This window comes from Paraclostridium bifermentans, from assembly GCF_019916025.1.
GTDB lineage: Bacteria > Bacillota > Clostridia > Peptostreptococcales > Peptostreptococcaceae > Paraclostridium > Paraclostridium bifermentans.
This window is the reverse complement of the sequence record NZ_CP079737.1, coordinates 495915-513453: the sequence shown is the minus strand read 5'-3', so window position 1 is coordinate 513453 and position 17539 is coordinate 495915. Positions and strand designations below refer to the sequence as shown.

Genomic DNA, 17539 nt, shown 5'->3' with positions numbered 1-17539 from the left:
GAGTTTTACTTAGATTGGGGGTATATGTTCATATGTCTAATGAAGTTAAATACTTTTTTTTCATAATATTTATAACCTGCATAATGGGATTTGGAGTTACAATTCCACTTACTCAATTAGGAGTATTAACATACGGTTCTCCTATTTTTATGATTTTTTATGCTTTATCTGGATACTCCCCAGCTATAGCAGGTATACTTACTGTTCACAAATTCTACTCAAAAAATGATTTTAGTAGATTTTTAAAAAGTTGTATAGATATGAAAAGAAGTTTCAAGGAATACCTTTATGTTTTAATTACTATTTTAATTTTATGGACAACACCATTTATAGTTGTATGCTTTTTTAGAGATAAATATATTTTATTAACTTATCCATTAATTTTTTTAACATGGATTGCACCATTTATGATTTTCGGTGGCGGACTTGAAGAAATAGGTTGGAGAGGTTTTTTACTCCCTAAGTTATTGTCCAAGTATTCACCTTTGAAAAGTTCTTTATTAATAGGATTAATTTGGTCTTGCTGGCATTTACCACTTTGGTTTGTTGTTGGGTCTCCTCAACAACATCTAAACTTTTTACCTTTTGCATTGAGCTGCTTAGCATCATCATTTGTTCTAACATTTATATATATGGAAACAAATAGCATTTGGCTATGTATACTATTTCATGCTTTAGATAATGCATGTTCCTATGTATTTAAATATTCTGTAGATCTTCATATAATAATTTCAATATCTACAGCTATAGTCGGGCTTATAATTTTATTTATTTCTACTAAGTGCATAAAAAATAGACTAAGATAGTTATCTTAGTCTATTTTTTATATTTATTCTATTCTATAGAATTTTTATCTATCTCATCAAAACTATTTGCAACTGCTATAGTTGATGCCATTGCTCCATTTACATTAAGCATTGTACGTCCCATATCTAATATTGGATCTATAGCAATTATTCCACCTAATAATGGGAAGTATGCTCCTAGTCCCATACCTGATATAACAACAGATACAGACATAGTTGCCGTACCAGGAATTCCTGCTATTCCTAAAGAACTTATTGTTATTACTATTAATAACATTACATAGAAACTAAAGTTCATAGTTGTTCCTGACATATTGGCTACAGTCACAGCCATTAATGCTGGGTATATTCCTGCACAACCATTCATACCCATATTAGCGCCTAAACTTCCAACAAAGCTAGATATACCTTGATCTACTTTTAAATTATCATTTAATGTTTCTATAGTAACTGGTAATGTTCCTAAACTAGATCTTGAAGTAAATGCTAATATAAGAGGTTTAGATGCATTTTTTAAGTATTTAATAGGATTAACCCCATTAATCGATATTATTATTAAGTGTACTATAAACATTATTGCAACACTCACATATAAAGCTAATATGAAATCTATAACACCTACTATAGAAGATATCCCTCTATCAATTATAGAACTTGCCATTAATGCAACTACAGCATATGGCATTAACTTTATAACAGTTATCGATATACTTATTATTATCTTATAAAACGCTTCAATTAAGTCTACAAAAGGTTTAATTGTATCTGCGTGCTTTTTACTCAATCTTTTTATTGCTATACCTATAAATCCTGCAAATATAACTATAGCTACTACATTTGCTTGTGCCATAGCATCTACTGGGTTTGATGGTAGTAACCCTCTTAAAGTATCTACTACAGGTGTTACTTCTCTTAATTGTTCTGTAGCTTGATTAGCTACTTCTTGTCCCACTCCCAGTTTAAATAAATTTCCAACTATTATTCCAACTGCTGCTGCTATAGCTGTTGTTCCAAGTAGCATAAAAATAGTTCTACCTGTCAACTTACCTAAATTTTCACCTTGTTTTAAGTTCATTATAACTCTTACAATTGAAACAAATACTAAAGGTACTACTAGCATTTTTAATAAATCCATAAATCCATATCCAAATAATCCATACCATTTAGATACTTCTGTTAACCAAGTGACTTTTGTAGGGTCATTTGGAAAACCTGCTATAAATTGAATTATTAACCCTAAGCCAATTCCCATTGCAATTGATGATATCATCAATTTGGTAAAATTAAGCTTTTTAGTTAATTTTTTGACTATAAAGAATAGTCCTATTAATATTCCTACCGATAACAAAGTTAACCAATTTGTTACCATAAGGAATTCTGAGAAAAATGTGTAATTCATGTGTTCCTCCTTATACTTTTTGCAAAGTTAAAGGCTTTGCTTTTTTATATAATATAACAAGTCCTAAAAATTATATCAACTGGTAACTTTTTGGTAACTTCTAATTTTTTTACTTTTCAAAATTTTAAAATTTTAATCATTACATACTATATGTTCGTTGCTCCACTTTATCATATTGGCAATAACATGTAGTAACTCCAGCCCTGATTTACTTAAATAATAAGTAGATTCTATACTATTCTTCACTACTTTTTTATTATTTATAACAATGTTATTTTCTACTAATAAATCAAGTTGTTGAACTAACATTTTCTTGCTACATCCATCTATTTTTCTTTGCAACTCTCCAAATCTAATTCTACTATCTTGGATCTCCCAAACTATTCTTGCTACCCATTTTTTACCAACTATGCTAGATAGAGCTTCAACTGGACAGTCAAATGTCATATCACTTACATTGTACATTAATTTGGCCCTCCTATTTTTATTTGTGTATACAAGGTTATAATATCGCCAATATTTTGTCCAATTTTGATTATTATGAATTTTGCATATCCAAGTTTTATTATAGCTTTTTTCTATAACTAATCTTATTCATTATTCAAATAAAAATAACCTAAAATAACAAGATTTAATTTTTCTTGAATTTTAGGTTATTTACTTTATATTATTTTTCTAATCCCATTTGTTTTATTCTTAATTTATCTAACTGTGATATAGCACTAGAAACTGCCATCTGCCCTTGCCCTGCAGACTTTAAGTATTGATATGGCTTACCTGCACAATCTCCTGCAGCATAAAGTCCATCTATATTTGTTCTCATTTCTCTATCAGTTTTTATATGAGGTCCTTCAACTTCTAACCCAGGAACCATATAACTAGGAGATACGCTATCCTTTATAACGAAAACCCCATCCACATCTAGCTCTCTATCTTTTAATACAAGTTTATTTACCAATGTATCTCCCTTTATTTCTATAGGTTTACTATCGATTATTTCTATAGAAGAATCTAACTTATTAGATAAATTATACATAGGTATATAATAAACTTTTGATGCTATTTCACTTAAAAAGTTTGCATCCTCTTCTCCTTCATGATTGTATCCTATTATAGCTACAACTTTATCTCTATATAATCCAGCATCACATGTAGCGCAATATCCTACGCCTTTTCCTAAATATTCTTCTTCCCCTTTAATCATTTTTCCATATTGTACACCTGTCGCTATTATTACCGTTGTAGCTTCATAAATTTCATCTCCAACAGCTAATGCAAAATAATCTCCCATTTGGTATACATTATTAACTCTTTGTTGAGTTATTTCAATTCCCATCTCTTTTACGTGATTAGTAAATTTTTCACTCAACTCTGCTCCACTTACATCATAAATTCCTAGATAATTATCTATAGATGGAGCTTTAACTAATTTATCACTTCCATTGTGAGATCCAAATAGTATTATATTTTTATTACGTATCTTAGCATTTATAGCAGCTGCTAAACCAGCTGGTCCGCTTCCTACAATTGCAATATCATATCTCATATTCAACATTCCTCTCTATATTAATTATATATGAGCTTTTACCATATCTTCTAACTTTTGCTTAGGTATAAATCCTACTAATCTTTCAGCTTCTTCTCCATCTTTAAATACAATTACTGTTGGCACTGTAGTTACTTGGAATTTTCTAGCTAACTCTAAACTTTGATCTATATCTACTTTTAAAAATTTAGCTTCATCTATATCTCCACTTAATTCATCGAATACTGGAGCTAACATTTTACATGGACCACACCATGTTGCAAAAAAGTCCACTACTGTTGTTTCACTTGCATTTTCTACCTCTACGTTAAATTCTTCTGTATTTATTATTCTACTCATTTTCATTTCTCCTTTATTTATGTTTTATAATAACTTTAATATATCATCAGTTTTTATCTATAACAATTAGTTACTTATTCGTAACTAGTTTTCTACTTTATTATTACCTTTAAATAAAATTCTTTGTATCTTAAATTGAAATAATTAATTAATATAAAAAAAATGTAGAACTAAAGCTCTACATTTCTTTATTTTAATTAATTACCTACTTAAGCTTAGAGTAGTACTCAACAACTAAAATATCATTTATTTCTATTGGAACTTCGTTTCTTTCAGGTATTTTAGTAAGAGTTCCCGACACATCATCAAGGTCCTTGCTTAGGTAAGAATATTGGCTATTAGCATTTTGTTGAAAACTATCAATAAACATAGAGTTCTTTTTAGATTTCTCTCTTAGAGATATCTTTTCTCCTACTGATACTCCATAAGAAGGTCTATCGACTTTATTTCCATTAACTAGTATGTGTCCATGTACTACCATTTGACGAGCTTGTCTTATAGAGCTAGCTAGTCCTAATCTATAAACTAAGTTATCTAGCCTACATTCTAGTAATTGAACTAGTACCGTACCTGTTTCTCCTTGAGCTTTCATAGCTTTTTTTACACAGTTAGAAAATTGTCTTTCTAAAACCCCGTAATAAGCTCTTAATCTTTGCTTTTCTAGTAATTGCAATCCATACGGTGAAAGTTTTTTATCTGCTCTAGAAGTTCCTCTAGTTGCTCTATCCATAGCTTTTGGATGTCCACACACATTAAGTCCTAACCTTCTACATTGTTTAAATCTAGGTCCCATCATTTTTGCCATAATTATCATCTCCTATAAAATTAGAAATTTTGCCGCGATAACTTTAAGCCTGTATACACTATATCATAATTTTTATTTTATGTAAATGACTTTCATTATCATTAAAAAGAGTCATGTATACAATCATGACTCTTTTTAAGAAGTTTTTTAGTTTTTGAGTGTAATTTTTGGCACAAATTTAAAAGTACTAATAGTTTATGTTCCGGACATTAAACTTAAACTATATCTGCGGGATTGAGTACTTTATAAATTTATAGCATCATTTTTTTGTAGAGAAGGCTTTTCTCTATGTCTTTAGTATAACATAGGTATTATTTGTTGTAAATGAAAATTATTATCATTAAGAATATAAAAAAACTAACCAATATAATTTATAATTGGTTAGTCTATTTTATTAATTAAGATCATATAAAATGATTTCATTTTTATCTAAATATTTTTTTACATCTATAACTCTTTGATTCGAAGAACCTCTTAATTTTATAGATAAATTTTTTCGTTCTTCTTCAAATTGTCCATCTATTAATATATCTATATAATTTAAAATCTCTCTTTGATTTTCATTAAATTTTTCTACAGTATATCCTGTCCATAAATATATAAGTTTATTTGGATAATGACTTTTAAATTCTTTGCATAAACTAATTACGCCTTCAACATTTTGAGAACATAATGGTTCTCCTCCTAATATTGCTAAATCTCTATATATATTATTTTTATTTATGTTTTCTATAATATAATCTAAGTTTTCTTGCTTAAATTCTTGTCCTCCATCAAAGTCCCATGTCTCTTTATTAAAACATCCTTTACAATGATGCGGGCATCCTTGAGTCCAAAAAGACATAGTTATCCCTAATCCATTAGCTATATCATTATCTTTTATTTTAGAAAATCTCATTTTCATCACTCCAACCTTATAGATGTAAAACTCTTTCGCCTATTTCCTGTGTACGTCCTTTTCCCCACATATTTGCACCTATATATCCACAAGTTCTTCTCATAACTTGCATTTCATTCTTATCTCTATTTCCACAATTAGGGCAATACCATTCTAAATCTTTATCTAACTTTATTTCTCCGGTATAACCACAAGAATAACAAATATCAGGTTTAGTGTTTATCTCAGCATATTGTATATTGTGGTATATATAATTTATTATTTGTTCTACTGCAGGTAAGTTTTTACTCATATCAGGAACTTCTATATAACTTATACATCCACCTAAACTTATATCATGGAACTGACTTTCAAATTTTAACTTTTCAAAAGCATCTATTTCTTCACTTACATGAACATGATATGAATTTGTGTAATACATTCTATCTGTAACATTTTTTATCTCTCCAAATTTTTGTTTATCTATTCTACAAAATCTTGAAGTTAAACTTTCTCCTGGAGTTCCATATAACCCAAATCCAAGACCAGTTTCATCCTTCCATTTTTGGCAAGTATTATTTAAGTGATTCATTACTTCAAGTGCAAATTTTTCACCATCTTTAGTAGTATGACTAATTCCAAGCATAGCTTGTGTCATTTCATACACACCAACATAACCTAAAGAAAGAGTTGAGTATCCATTTTCTAATAATGAATCTATTTTTTCTCCTTTTTTAAGTCTTGCTATACCACCATGTTGCCAATGTATAGGTGATACATCTGATATTACACCTTTTAATAAATCATGTCTAACCATTAGAGCTTCTCTACAAAGTTCTAATCTTTCATCTAATATCTCCCAGAACTTCTCCATATCTTGATTTGCTGTTAATGCAACTTGCACTAAGTTTAAAGAAATTACACCTTGGTTAAATCTTCCATACCATTTATAATTTCCATTCTCATCCTTCCATGGACTCAAGTGTGATCTACATCCCATTGGTGGGAATGTGTTTCCTTCGTAATTTTTTTTCATTATTTTTGCACTTTGATAATCAGGTACTAATCTCTTTGTATTACATTTAGCTGCTAGTTTAGTAATGTAGTCGTATTTACCACCTTCTAAGCAATTATGCTCATCTAATAGATAAACTAACTTAGGGAATTCTTCTCCTACTTCTTGTCCTTTGTAGTTTTTCATTCCTTCTAATCTTTGAGCTATCATTTCCTCACAAATTAAAGCCATTTCTCTTTCATACTCGTTACCTTCTTCAATTTCTAAGTAAATAGTTGAGAATGGAGATTGACCATTACTTGTATATAATGTAGATAGTTGATATCTTATAGTTTGAATTCCATTTTTTAACTCTTCTAACATTCTATCTTCAGCTAAATCTTTAGCCATTTCTTCTGGATACTTATCCTTATATTTGTTTAAATATTTATCATATGAAACTCTTAAAAATGGAGCAATATGTTTTATAGTTATAGAGTTACCTCCATACTGCCCACTAGCAATTTGAGCTATTATCTGTGTAGTAACTGTACAAGCTGTAGTGAATGACTTTGGTGATTCAACTAACTTATTACTTATTACTGTACCATTATTTAGCATATCTTCTAAGTTTATAAGCATACAGTTATGAATAGGTTGTATAGCATAATCCATATCATGATAATGAAGAACTCCCTCATCATGAGCATGTGCTATATGAGCTGGAATTAACTTTCTTCTAGCTATATCTTTTGATACTTCCCCAGCTATTAGATCTCTTTGAGTTGAAGCTAACAAACCATTTTTATTAGAATTTTCATTCATAACATCTTCATTACTGTTATCTAAAAGACCTAAAATACTATCATCTGTAGTATTAACTTCTCTTTTAAATGATTGAACCGCTCTATACCCCTCATATGCTTTAGCTGTTAATTCATGTTTATGATTTATTAAATTTTTATAAACCATATCTTCAACCTTATTAACAGTTGCTACGTCTTTTGTTTGATTAAAACTTAATTCAATTTCATTGGCTATTTCTTTAGCCATTTCTTCTTCATATATTCCACTTCCGTACTTCATAGCTTTTAGTATTGCATTTTCTATTTTTGTTTTATCAAATTTTACAACACTGCCATCTCTTTTAATTATATTTAATTGTTTATTCATAAAACTCTCCTTTTGTCTAATACATATTGATTGATTAAATTTTATTCTACAAAAGTATTGACTTTTATAATTTTATGTTGTTCATATGAGTATTTTTTATACTATATGTAGTAAGCACATAGTCCATTCTATACCATATATAGTATATATTCAAGTTGATTAATACCCATATTTTTTTAAATTTATCATAAAAATTTAAAAGAAACCGCTCTAAATCTACACTCTAGATACAGTTTCTTTTTTTATTTTTTTTATTAATTTTTTTACACTTGAAAATTATACTTACTCATGCATTATTGTTAATTTATGAAACTTAGTTATATCAATATCCTATAATTTTTATAGTAAAAAACTTTTTGAGCAACGTACAAAGTCGTTTAAGTAACGGGACACGAGTTTGTCAAGTGGTCGTTGACGCCATGAAATTTGAGCGAAATAAAGTAGTTCGTAGTCGCTCAATCAAAGCGAATTTTATATGTTATTTAATACTGGCGCTAATGATGAATCATTAAAAAATGTGTTTGCATTATACAAGTAAAGTAAATCCGTAACGTTCTTTTCTTTAATTAATTTTTCTATATCTTCATAATAATATCTTGGGTCTACCATTATAATCTCTTTATAATATGGAGTTAAAAATTGAACAAAACTATTCGCATAAGAATCTTTTATTAGTAGCAATGTTTTATCACTTTCACTTGTAGTTTTTATATCTACAACTGGATGGTTTCCACCTAAGAAAACTTCATACTTATCCTTTTTCTTCAATGCTTCACTTTCATATATAGTTGGAGATTTTTTCTTCTCTTCTTTATATTCTACTATTACCTGATCATTTTTATCTTTAGGCGTGTATATATCAACTTGATCAGGTTTTACTTTATAACCGCTCTTTGAATATAGAGTTCCATAAAAATCATTTGACACCCTGTACTTGTCATAACTATTAGGTTGAGATTTTAATCCTGATTGCTTTGCAAAATCTAAAAAGGCATAATATGCTCCTAATGTAGTCCAATGGTGATCCGTTTTATAATATATATATTCATCTTTATGTTTTTTCATTTCACTTGATATATTTACAAAATCTATTTTGTTGTCAATAGATTTTGACAATCTACTTAAATACTCGTCTTGATTATAAACAGGAGCAAATGCAGGTAATTTATCCTCTAATATATTAACAGCTGTTGGTGCTATTAACATACTTGTCTTTATGTTCTTATGTTTATCTGCAAACTTGTTTATAGCTTCTATATTAGCCTTCACATACTCTTCATTTGGTTTCCCAAAGCTTTCTATTAAATATCCATCATCGCATTTAAATACACCGTTTTCACTATTTTTCCCCATAAGGTCATCTGCTTTAGTTTTAATTTTTATAAACTCATCTCTTCCAACCATTTGGTCAACAGTATACTTTTCATATTTTTTAGTGTATCTACCTTCAAACAATCTATCTAATGTAAATTTGGGCTTTTGTTCTAGAAGTCTATTTTCATTTTCTGAAAACTGCTTATCTTTAGTTATCAAATTAAGTCCTACAAACGAAAATATTGTTACTAAAAACATTATTGCCATTAACTTTACATATATATTTTTATATTTTCTCGTATCTTTTTTTGTAAATTTCAAAGTTCTCACCCCTTATTAGAATCTAAAGTATAAGAAAGGATTATATGTTTCATTTACTAAGTACGCTATACTTAAAAATAACAAAACAAATTGGACTATTACAGCCAATGTAACTCCTTCCATTTTTCCATTTTTTATAATTTTTTTAAATACCTTATTAACTATAGGCGTAGAACATAATATTAAAATTATTAAAAGAATTAAATTTGTATGTAAATAATAAATAAATGTTGAATCAATTATCTTGTTTCCATTTAAGAAAAACATTACTTTTATGTATTCTAAAGATTTTTGTATACTTTCAATTCCAAAAAATGTCCATCCAATCATAACTAGTACCATTGTATATATATGCTGTATAACGCTAGGCATTCTTTCTAGTATATCCTTTAATAAAAACTTCTCTATTATTAAGATCAATCCATAGTATAAGCCCCATAATATAAAGTTCCAATCAGCTCCATGCCATAGTCCTGTAAGAAACCATACTATACATAGATTTCTAAGTTGGAATATCGTACTACATCTATTCCCTCCTAAAGGTATATAAACATATTCCCTAAACCAGCTTCCTAAAGATATATGCCATCTTCTCCAAAATTCAGTAACACTTTTAGATATGTATGGATAATTAAAGTTCTCTATAAAGTCAAACCCTAGCATTTTACCAAGACCTATTGCCATATCTGAGTATCCACTAAAGTCAAAGTATAGTTGTAAAGTATATGCAGCTATTGCAAGCCAAGCTGTTAATACAGATATTTCACTTGCATCATATTGTTGTATACTGGTAAATATCATACCTATATTGTTAGCAAGCAATACTTTTTTAGAAAGTCCTTGTATAAATCTATCTACACCCTCTCCAAATTTATTCATACTATGAGTTCTGTGCTTTAACTGATAATCTATGTCTGTATATCTAACAATAGGTCCTGCAACTAACTGCGGAAACATGGTTACATAAAGACCAAAAGATATTAAACTCTTTTGAACTTTTACCTTGTCTAAATAAACATCAATAACGTATGATAATGTTTGAAACGTATAAAATGATATTCCTATTGGAAGTGGCAACTGATTGTATCCAATATTTAAAGAAAATACGCTATTTATATTTTCAATTACAAATCCATAATATTTAAAAAATCCTAATATACCTAAATTCACTAAAACAGCAAATATAAATATTCGTTTGGATTTAATCTTATTTCTTCTATATTTATTTATAAGTAGTCCTATTAAATAATCAAATACAGTAGTAAACATCATAAGAAAAACATATACAGGTTCTCCCCATGCATAAAAAATCAAACTAATTAACAATAAGACTATATTTTTCATTTTTCTAGGTGAAATATAATATAGAATCAAGGTTATAGGTAAAAAAGTGAATAAAAATACTATACTACTAAAAACCATTGGTTTACCTCTCTTTTTTAATTTTTGATACTTTCTTTAAATGCATCAGTCAGTTTATCTAAATCCTTTGAAACTGCATAAAATACGAAGTTACCTTTATCTTTAACTTCGTAATCTTGAAGTAATGCTACTTGTTTTGGTCCATATCCACTAAAACTTTCAATTTGCTTATTAACTCTACTATCTATAGCATCTTCTATTCCTTGAATTTGGCCTTTATCTTTTACTTTTATCACAAGCATTTCTTCTACATCCATCGTAGATTTAGGTATGTATATTGAAAAATCTTCAAACTCACTAGAGTTTAAACCAAAAAATCTTCTTAAAGATTTGCTATCACTTTTTTCCATGTTATTTAAATTAACAGTTTTGCTAATATCTTCAGTTATACTACTAGCAGACTTATCGTTATTTATTCCACACCCACTAGCAATAAACATAGTACATACAAAACTAAGCGTTAAAATGTACTTTTTAAACTTTTTCAAAACACTCACTCCTATCTATAGATTAGCCTTATTCTTTAAAATGTTTAAATACCCATTATAAAATTTAGCACTAAAATGTATACCATCTGGCTCATACAAGTTATTCTTTGAGTTAACGCTATCATTAACATTTATAAACTCCACATTTAAATCCTTGCACATATCTTCTAATGCCTTATTAAAACTGTACACATTCTTAAAACTATGATCTTTTTCCATAGCTGATTGTGTTGTTGGTATGATAGAAGTTACATATATTTTAGAACTTGGTAGTTTTTGTTTAATATCCTTAATAAGTATTTCATACTTATTAATAAAGTCCTTAGAATTACTAAACAATTGTAAATCATTCATCCCATAAGTTAAAAATATATTACTAGGTGAAAGATTAACAACTTCTGATACATCTCCTTTTGCCTCTATTACATTTCTTCCTTTATATGCTACAACTGATGATGGACTTAAAAACCCATATTCTGTTAGTCCCTCTCCTCTTGAATCCCCCATTATTACTGAATCCTCAAATACCTTTTCAAAGTTTACATCGTTTTTGTTTTCATCTATATTTGAATTATCATCGCTATTTTTTTCAATTTCATTTCTTATACTTGATATATCTTCTGATTCTAATTCTTTTATTTTAGCTACGCCTTTTTCTGGATTTGCTTCTGGTTGACCAAATTTACTTTTATATATATGCCTTGCAAAGCCTAATAAAATTAGTATAGCGCCTCCGATCAAAGCAATTTTCACAATACGAACATATAAAATTTTCCTCATAAGTGTCACTTCTTTCTCACATATAATATTGTTTTTCTTACTTTAAGCAATTAATATTATACTCTTTGTATATTAATGTTGCATATATCTTTTTTTACATTTTTCTATTTTTTTCGACATGACTTTATAATAACAAAAGGCATTGCCAATTTCTATGACAATGCCTTTATTTCAATAATTTAACATTTTATTTTTCTATTACAGTATATTTTTCAGCAAATTTAACTGGGTGATATGAAAGCTTCGCTTTTCTAAGACCTTCTATACCTAAATCTTCTTCTCTATTAACAAATTCAACATCACTAAATTCATTTAATAAGAACTGTTGGTTAATATAAGGGTACAATCCTCTTATATCCGCATTTGCTTTTTCAACATGTATTACCGCCATATTATCATTTAACATTTCTCCAATAGAAAATGCTTCTAATTTAGAGTCAATATATATACCACTTATCTTTAATGTATCTTTTAATTTTTCATAATTCTTAAATATCCTTTTTATTGCTTTAAATTCACTATCTAGTTCTATACTTTCCTCTTTATCTATTGACCACTCTTTTAATAAATTTATACATTCATCAAAGTCTGCTTCTTCTAATTTTTTATATTCTACTCTATCACCATATTCTTTAACGAAACTATTTAGATGGTTTCTTTTCTTTTGATTTTTTCTTCCAGATAAAGTTCTTAGACTTTCTCCATCATATATATAATCAAAGTTGTTACGTTCTTCAATATACTCAAATCTATTTCCATAAACACTTTGTAAGTATTCAACGACTTCTTTATTTATAGCTTTTAAATGAATTTGTTTATTTTGTCTTTCAAAGTTTTTAATTATAAAGTCAAAAGCTTTATTCATATTTTCTTTTTTTGCTAAAGGGAGTATTATAAAACCTTTGTTTTCATATTCTCCTGCAACTATAGCAAAATCATCCTCAACATAGTACTTTGTATTGTATAAATCTTTCCACATATATAATGTAGTAAAACAATACTCACATGCTTCATAATCAACTAAATCAAAATATTTATCTAATATGTTTTTACAATCTATTTCTATATCCTTAAACACAATAAATTACCTCCAAATCAATATATCATATATTACATTATATCAAATTTAATTGATTTAATTAATTAGTTACTTTTTTGTAACCATGTTTGAAATTGTCAATTTATTTATAGAAAAAATTTGTTACAGTTTTGTTATATTGTATTTAATTTAAAGTTGTATAATTATAGTAGACTTGATTTTATACATTAGAGGAGAGGATTAGAAATTGGCTTATGCAAAAGGAAAACATAGCGTAAAAAAGCAACAAAAGCTAAACAAGCACAAAATTAAACTTATTGCTTTACCCATAGTTTTATCATTAGGTATATTTATAGGATATAAAGGGGTATCAAATGCATTTTCAACCACAGTTGGATATGCAAGCCCACAAACTGTTGAATTGTCTAAAGAATTACTTGAATCAAAAGATCCTGTAATTCAGAAATTAATAAATTTAGCTCCTGTATATCCTAAAATTTATGACATACTAAAAGATCCAAGTGAGTATCCTCCTGAATTTTTAGCCATGGCATCTAAAAAGCCTGAAACAATAGATTTCGTCGCTGATTTTGTAGATCATAAAGGTGGACAAACTGAAGTATCAACACCTGTTGAAGGAAGTTATACAAAAGGCGAAATACCTTTATACATGCAATGGGATGAAAGATGGGGTTATGATAAATATGGCCCTGATTATTTTGCAATTAATGGTTGTGGTCCAACAGCCCTATCAATGGTTGCTGTAGGTCTTACTGGAAATGAGAACTTCAGCCCAAAATATATTGAAAACTTTAGTGTTAAAAACGGATATCTAGTAGATGGTGTTGGTACAGCTTGGTCATTAATGACTGATGGAGCTAAAAAATTAGGTCTTAAAGGTAAGGTTATACCTTTAAGTGCTTCAAGTATTATCTCAAACCTTGAAAAAGGAAATCCAGTTATAGCAACTATGGGTCCTGGACATTTTACAACAGAAGGTCACTATATTGTTTTAACTGGTGTTACTGATGACGGAAAGATAATAGTTAATGACTCTGATAGTAAAGAAAGAAGTAGCAAAACTTGGGACGTTGACGTATTTTTAAAAGAAGCTAAAAATGTATGGGCATTTAGTATTTAAATTTAATACTTATATTGATTTATATAAAAAGAAGCTAATTCAATTGAATTAGCTTCTTTTTATATAATTAATGAGTAAAACCATATTTTTTATTTTCTGCTTTTTTACCATGAACTAATATAGTTGCTTTATTTAAATCATCTATAGCTGTATTTAAGTCTCTTATAAATAATTCGGCCATATCATAGCTTAAATCTGCTCTACACACTATACGTTGTATTATAACTTTATCTAGGTTAACAGGTAATGGATATGCTGGTATTTGCCATCCTTTCATCGCTAATCTATCTGCTAAATCATATAATGTCCATTGTACAGCATCTTCATTTCTTAATCTATAACATACTATAGGTAAATTCTCACCATCATTATATATCTTAAACAATCCTGTATTTTCAATTTCTTTAGATAAATACATAGCCACATCTTTTGTACGTTGATGTATTTGTCTATATCCTTCAAATCCAAGTCTTAAGAAGTTATAGTATTGTCCTATTACTTGACTTGCTGATCTTGAGAAGTTTATTGCCATTGTTGGCATTGATCCTCCTAAGTAACTTACTTCAAATATTAATTCTTTTGGTAAGTACTCTTCATCTTTCCATATTACCCATCCTATACCTGGGTATACTAATCCGTATTTATGTCCTGATGTACTTATTGATACTACATTTTTCAATCTAAAATCCCACTCAAGCTCAGGATCTATAAATGGTGTAAATAATCCACCTGATGCAGCATCAACATGTATTGGTACACTTATTTTTGCTGTTTTATTATATTCTTCTATTAAAGCATCTAATGCTTTTATATCATCGAATTTTCCTGTATATGTTATTCCAAGTAATGCTGCTATACCAATTGTATAGTCATCTACATAATCTAAAACTTTATCTATATCTAAACTCATATGATCTTCATCCATTGGAACTGTACGCATCTCTATATCCCAGTATACACAGAATTTTTCCCAACAAACTTGGTATCCTGAAGATACTACTAAGTTTGGTTTTTTCTTTGTTGTATCCATACCTAATTTTTCTGCTCTGTTTCTCCATCTAAATTTCATAGCCATACCACCAAGCATACATGCTTCTGATGATCCTACTGTTGATGTACCTATATAATTTAATTCTTTTGGTGCATTCCATAAGTTTGCTATCATATCAACACATCTATTTTCCATCTCTGTTGTTTGTGGGTATTCAGATTTGTCTATAGCATTTTTTTCTAGTGTTTCTGCCATAAGTTGTGTTGCTTCATCTTCCATATATGTTTGGCAAAATGTTGCTAAATTAAGTCTTGCATTTCCTTCATTCATTAACTCGTCTTTTATTAATCTATACGCTATGTTTGGAGCAATAGAATCTTTCCCTATTACGTCTTTTGGAATATTAGAGCCAGACTCTATTGTCCCAAACACTGGTGTACTATAATCATCTTCTTTTTTGAATAACATTTTGAAAAACCTCCCTGAATTACGCTGTTTGTTTTTTTATTTTAATTATTTTATATTATCTATTCTTCTTACATGTAATTGAATATATTACAAATGGTATTAATACTGTTATTACAAAACTCACACTTAATATAGTTAAGTATTCATGTATACTCTTGCCAACTAATTGACTTGGTGGGAAAAATGATATAATCAATGCAAATATTGAAGTTAAGAAACCACATGCTGCAACTATTAACTTAAATATTTTTCCACCAGGAACTTGGTAAGAACGTTTTAAATCTCCGTCTTTAAGTATTAATTTAAAATATCCTATGAAGAATAGTAAATATCCTACTAAGTATATAACTACTGTTAGTGATATAGCTGTAAGGAATGAAACATTGTCTCCACCACCTCCAAGTGTAAGAACTGCTGCCCATATCGTAACTACTATACCTTGTATAAAAACTAAATTTACTGGAACATCATGTTTATTAGTTTTAGTTAATGATTTTGGTAAAATTCCTTTTTGAGCTGCTATATACATACCTCTTGATGGTCCTACAACCCATGCACTAACCTCGCCCATTACACCTAATGCTAATAGTAAAGCTATTAATTTTACAATCCATGTTCCATTTGGTATAAAGTGTAGTATTAAAACTTTAAAAGTATCAACTACGCCTGAACTTAAATTTAAATTACCTTGTGGAATTACAGCGGCTACTGTTAATCCACCAATTGTATTAAGTATTATAGCTACTATAACTAATATAATCATAGCTAATGGATAATTACGTTTAGAATTTTCTAATTCATTTACATGTGATGCTGATGCTTCAACACCCATATATGCTAATATAAATGATACGAAAACAACTAATGTATTTGCTTTTGAAAAATCAGGAACAAAGTATTTAGCTCCTATCTTTACATCTATCGGATTACCTTGTAATAAATAAGCTATCGATACTCCAAATAGTATTATAGCTGGTATGGCTATTCCAAGTATAAACCCTGCTTTTGCTATCTTAGCAGTATTCTTTGTTCCACCTAATTGTGATAATGTTAATCCCCAGAATACAACTAAAACTGCTATAAATTTTAAAACTGGAACATTATTTAAAGCATTCCAATTGAATATGTATGAAAAACAACCTAGTATAAAATAGATCATTGTTACAAATCCAACTGTAATTTGGAACCATTGGAAAAATATCGCTGCAAATCCGAATCTTTCTCCTAATGTATTTCCAACCCAAGCAAATATTCCGCCTTCTTGCCAGCCATCAACTGTGGCCATTTCTGCTGCACACAATGCTACTGGTAAAAACCATAATATGCCTCCAAGTAAAAGGAAAAATACTAGATTAAATCCTGACGTAGCAAATGTAGGATACTCATATACAGTCATAACCATTGATGCAGTCATTGCGAAGAATGCAAACAAAGTAAGTGAATTCCCTTTAGCTGCGTTTTCTTCTTTCATGTCAATCATCTCCTATTTTGTCTTAATTCTTCTCAATGTAAATTATCATAGGCCTAAAATAATTTTTTAATTGTATATTGTATATTTACCCTATTATAATCCTATTAAACTTTTTTTGCAAAAAAAATTTCATTTTATTTCAGTTTTGCAATTTAAGTTTCATTA

General features: G+C 28.6%; 16 protein-coding genes. 2 read left to right on the top strand and 14 right to left on the bottom strand.

Annotation, left to right across the window (positions count from 1 at the left end):
• The first annotated feature begins 32 nt into the window (after positions 1–32).
• Positions 33–806 (top strand): CPBP family intramembrane glutamic endopeptidase, encoded by a 774-nt coding sequence (locus tag KXZ80_RS02555; protein WP_021433954.1) that lies wholly within the window; start codon positions 33–35, stop codon positions 804–806.
• 28 nt (positions 807–834) lie between these two features.
• On the opposite strand, the gene KXZ80_RS02550 is transcribed toward KXZ80_RS02555, so the two are convergent.
• From KXZ80_RS02550 to KXZ80_RS02495, 12 genes are all read right to left on the bottom strand, one after another.
• Positions 835–2205, bottom strand: a complete 1371-nt coding sequence (locus tag KXZ80_RS02550; protein ID WP_021433955.1) for a cation:dicarboxylate symporter family transporter — start codon at positions 2203–2205, stop codon at positions 835–837.
• Positions 2206–2337: 132 nt separating this feature from the next.
• A complete protein-coding gene (locus KXZ80_RS02545; protein ID WP_021433956.1) occupies positions 2338–2670 on the bottom strand; it encodes a winged helix-turn-helix transcriptional regulator in 333 nt (110 codons plus the stop codon).
• Positions 2671–2872: 202 nt separating this feature from the next.
• Positions 2873–3751 (bottom strand): NAD(P)/FAD-dependent oxidoreductase, encoded by an 879-nt coding sequence (locus KXZ80_RS02540; protein ID WP_021433957.1) that lies wholly within the window; start codon positions 3749–3751, stop codon positions 2873–2875.
• 24 nt (positions 3752–3775) lie between these two features.
• Positions 3776–4090 carry a thioredoxin gene (trxA, locus tag KXZ80_RS02535; protein ID WP_021433958.1) on the bottom strand — a complete coding sequence of 105 codons (315 nt, stop codon included), beginning with the start codon at positions 4088–4090 and terminating at the stop codon, positions 3776–3778.
• Positions 4091–4295: 205 nt separating this feature from the next.
• Positions 4296–4895, bottom strand: a complete 600-nt coding sequence (rpsD, locus tag KXZ80_RS02530; RefSeq protein WP_021433959.1) for a 30S ribosomal protein S4 — start codon at positions 4893–4895, stop codon at positions 4296–4298.
• 394 nt (positions 4896–5289) lie between these two features.
• Positions 5290–5793, bottom strand: coding sequence for an anaerobic ribonucleoside-triphosphate reductase activating protein (nrdG, locus tag KXZ80_RS02525; protein ID WP_021433960.1), 504 nt, complete (start codon positions 5791–5793; stop codon positions 5290–5292).
• 16 nt (positions 5794–5809) lie between these two features.
• Positions 5810–7939, bottom strand: a complete 2130-nt coding sequence (nrdD, locus tag KXZ80_RS02520) for an anaerobic ribonucleoside-triphosphate reductase (protein ID WP_021433961.1) — start codon at positions 7937–7939, stop codon at positions 5810–5812.
• Between the two features lie 471 nt (positions 7940–8410).
• Positions 8411–9574 carry a DHHW family protein gene (locus KXZ80_RS02515; RefSeq protein WP_021433962.1) on the bottom strand — a complete coding sequence of 388 codons (1164 nt, stop codon included), beginning with the start codon at positions 9572–9574 and terminating at the stop codon, positions 8411–8413.
• 15 nt (positions 9575–9589) lie between these two features.
• On the bottom strand, positions 9590–10996 hold the full coding sequence (locus tag KXZ80_RS02510) for an MBOAT family O-acyltransferase (protein ID WP_021433963.1): 1407 nt from the start codon (positions 10994–10996) through the stop codon (positions 9590–9592).
• A 17-nt stretch (positions 10997–11013) separates the two neighbouring features.
• Positions 11014–11484: a DUF4358 domain-containing protein gene (locus KXZ80_RS02505; protein ID WP_021433964.1), complete on the bottom strand. Its 471-nt coding sequence runs from the start codon at positions 11482–11484 to the stop codon at positions 11014–11016.
• 15 nt (positions 11485–11499) lie between these two features.
• The gene (locus KXZ80_RS02500) at positions 11500–12237 is read right to left on the bottom strand and encodes a GDSL-type esterase/lipase family protein (protein ID WP_167699377.1); all 738 of its coding nucleotides are present in this window, start codon (positions 12235–12237) and stop codon (positions 11500–11502) included.
• Between the two features lie 214 nt (positions 12238–12451).
• A complete protein-coding gene (locus KXZ80_RS02495; RefSeq protein ID WP_038285916.1) occupies positions 12452–13345 on the bottom strand; it encodes a DUF2156 domain-containing protein in 894 nt (297 codons plus the stop codon).
• A 205-nt stretch (positions 13346–13550) separates the two neighbouring features.
• Here KXZ80_RS02495 and KXZ80_RS02490 point away from each other — a divergent pair, with 205 nt between their 5' ends.
• On the top strand, positions 13551–14444 hold the full coding sequence (locus tag KXZ80_RS02490) for a C39 family peptidase (RefSeq protein WP_021433967.1): 894 nt from the start codon (positions 13551–13553) through the stop codon (positions 14442–14444).
• A 67-nt stretch (positions 14445–14511) separates the two neighbouring features.
• Here the strand turns inward: KXZ80_RS02490 and KXZ80_RS02485 are convergent, their stop codons facing one another.
• Positions 14512–15903 (bottom strand): glutamate decarboxylase, encoded by a 1392-nt coding sequence (locus tag KXZ80_RS02485; RefSeq protein WP_021433968.1) that lies wholly within the window; start codon positions 15901–15903, stop codon positions 14512–14514.
• A gap of 55 nt (positions 15904–15958) precedes the next feature.
• The gene (gene gadC / locus KXZ80_RS02480; RefSeq protein ID WP_021433969.1) at positions 15959–17374 is read right to left on the bottom strand and encodes a glutamate:gamma-aminobutyrate antiporter; all 1416 of its coding nucleotides are present in this window, start codon (positions 17372–17374) and stop codon (positions 15959–15961) included.
• Between the last annotated feature and the right edge of the window lie 165 nt (positions 17375–17539).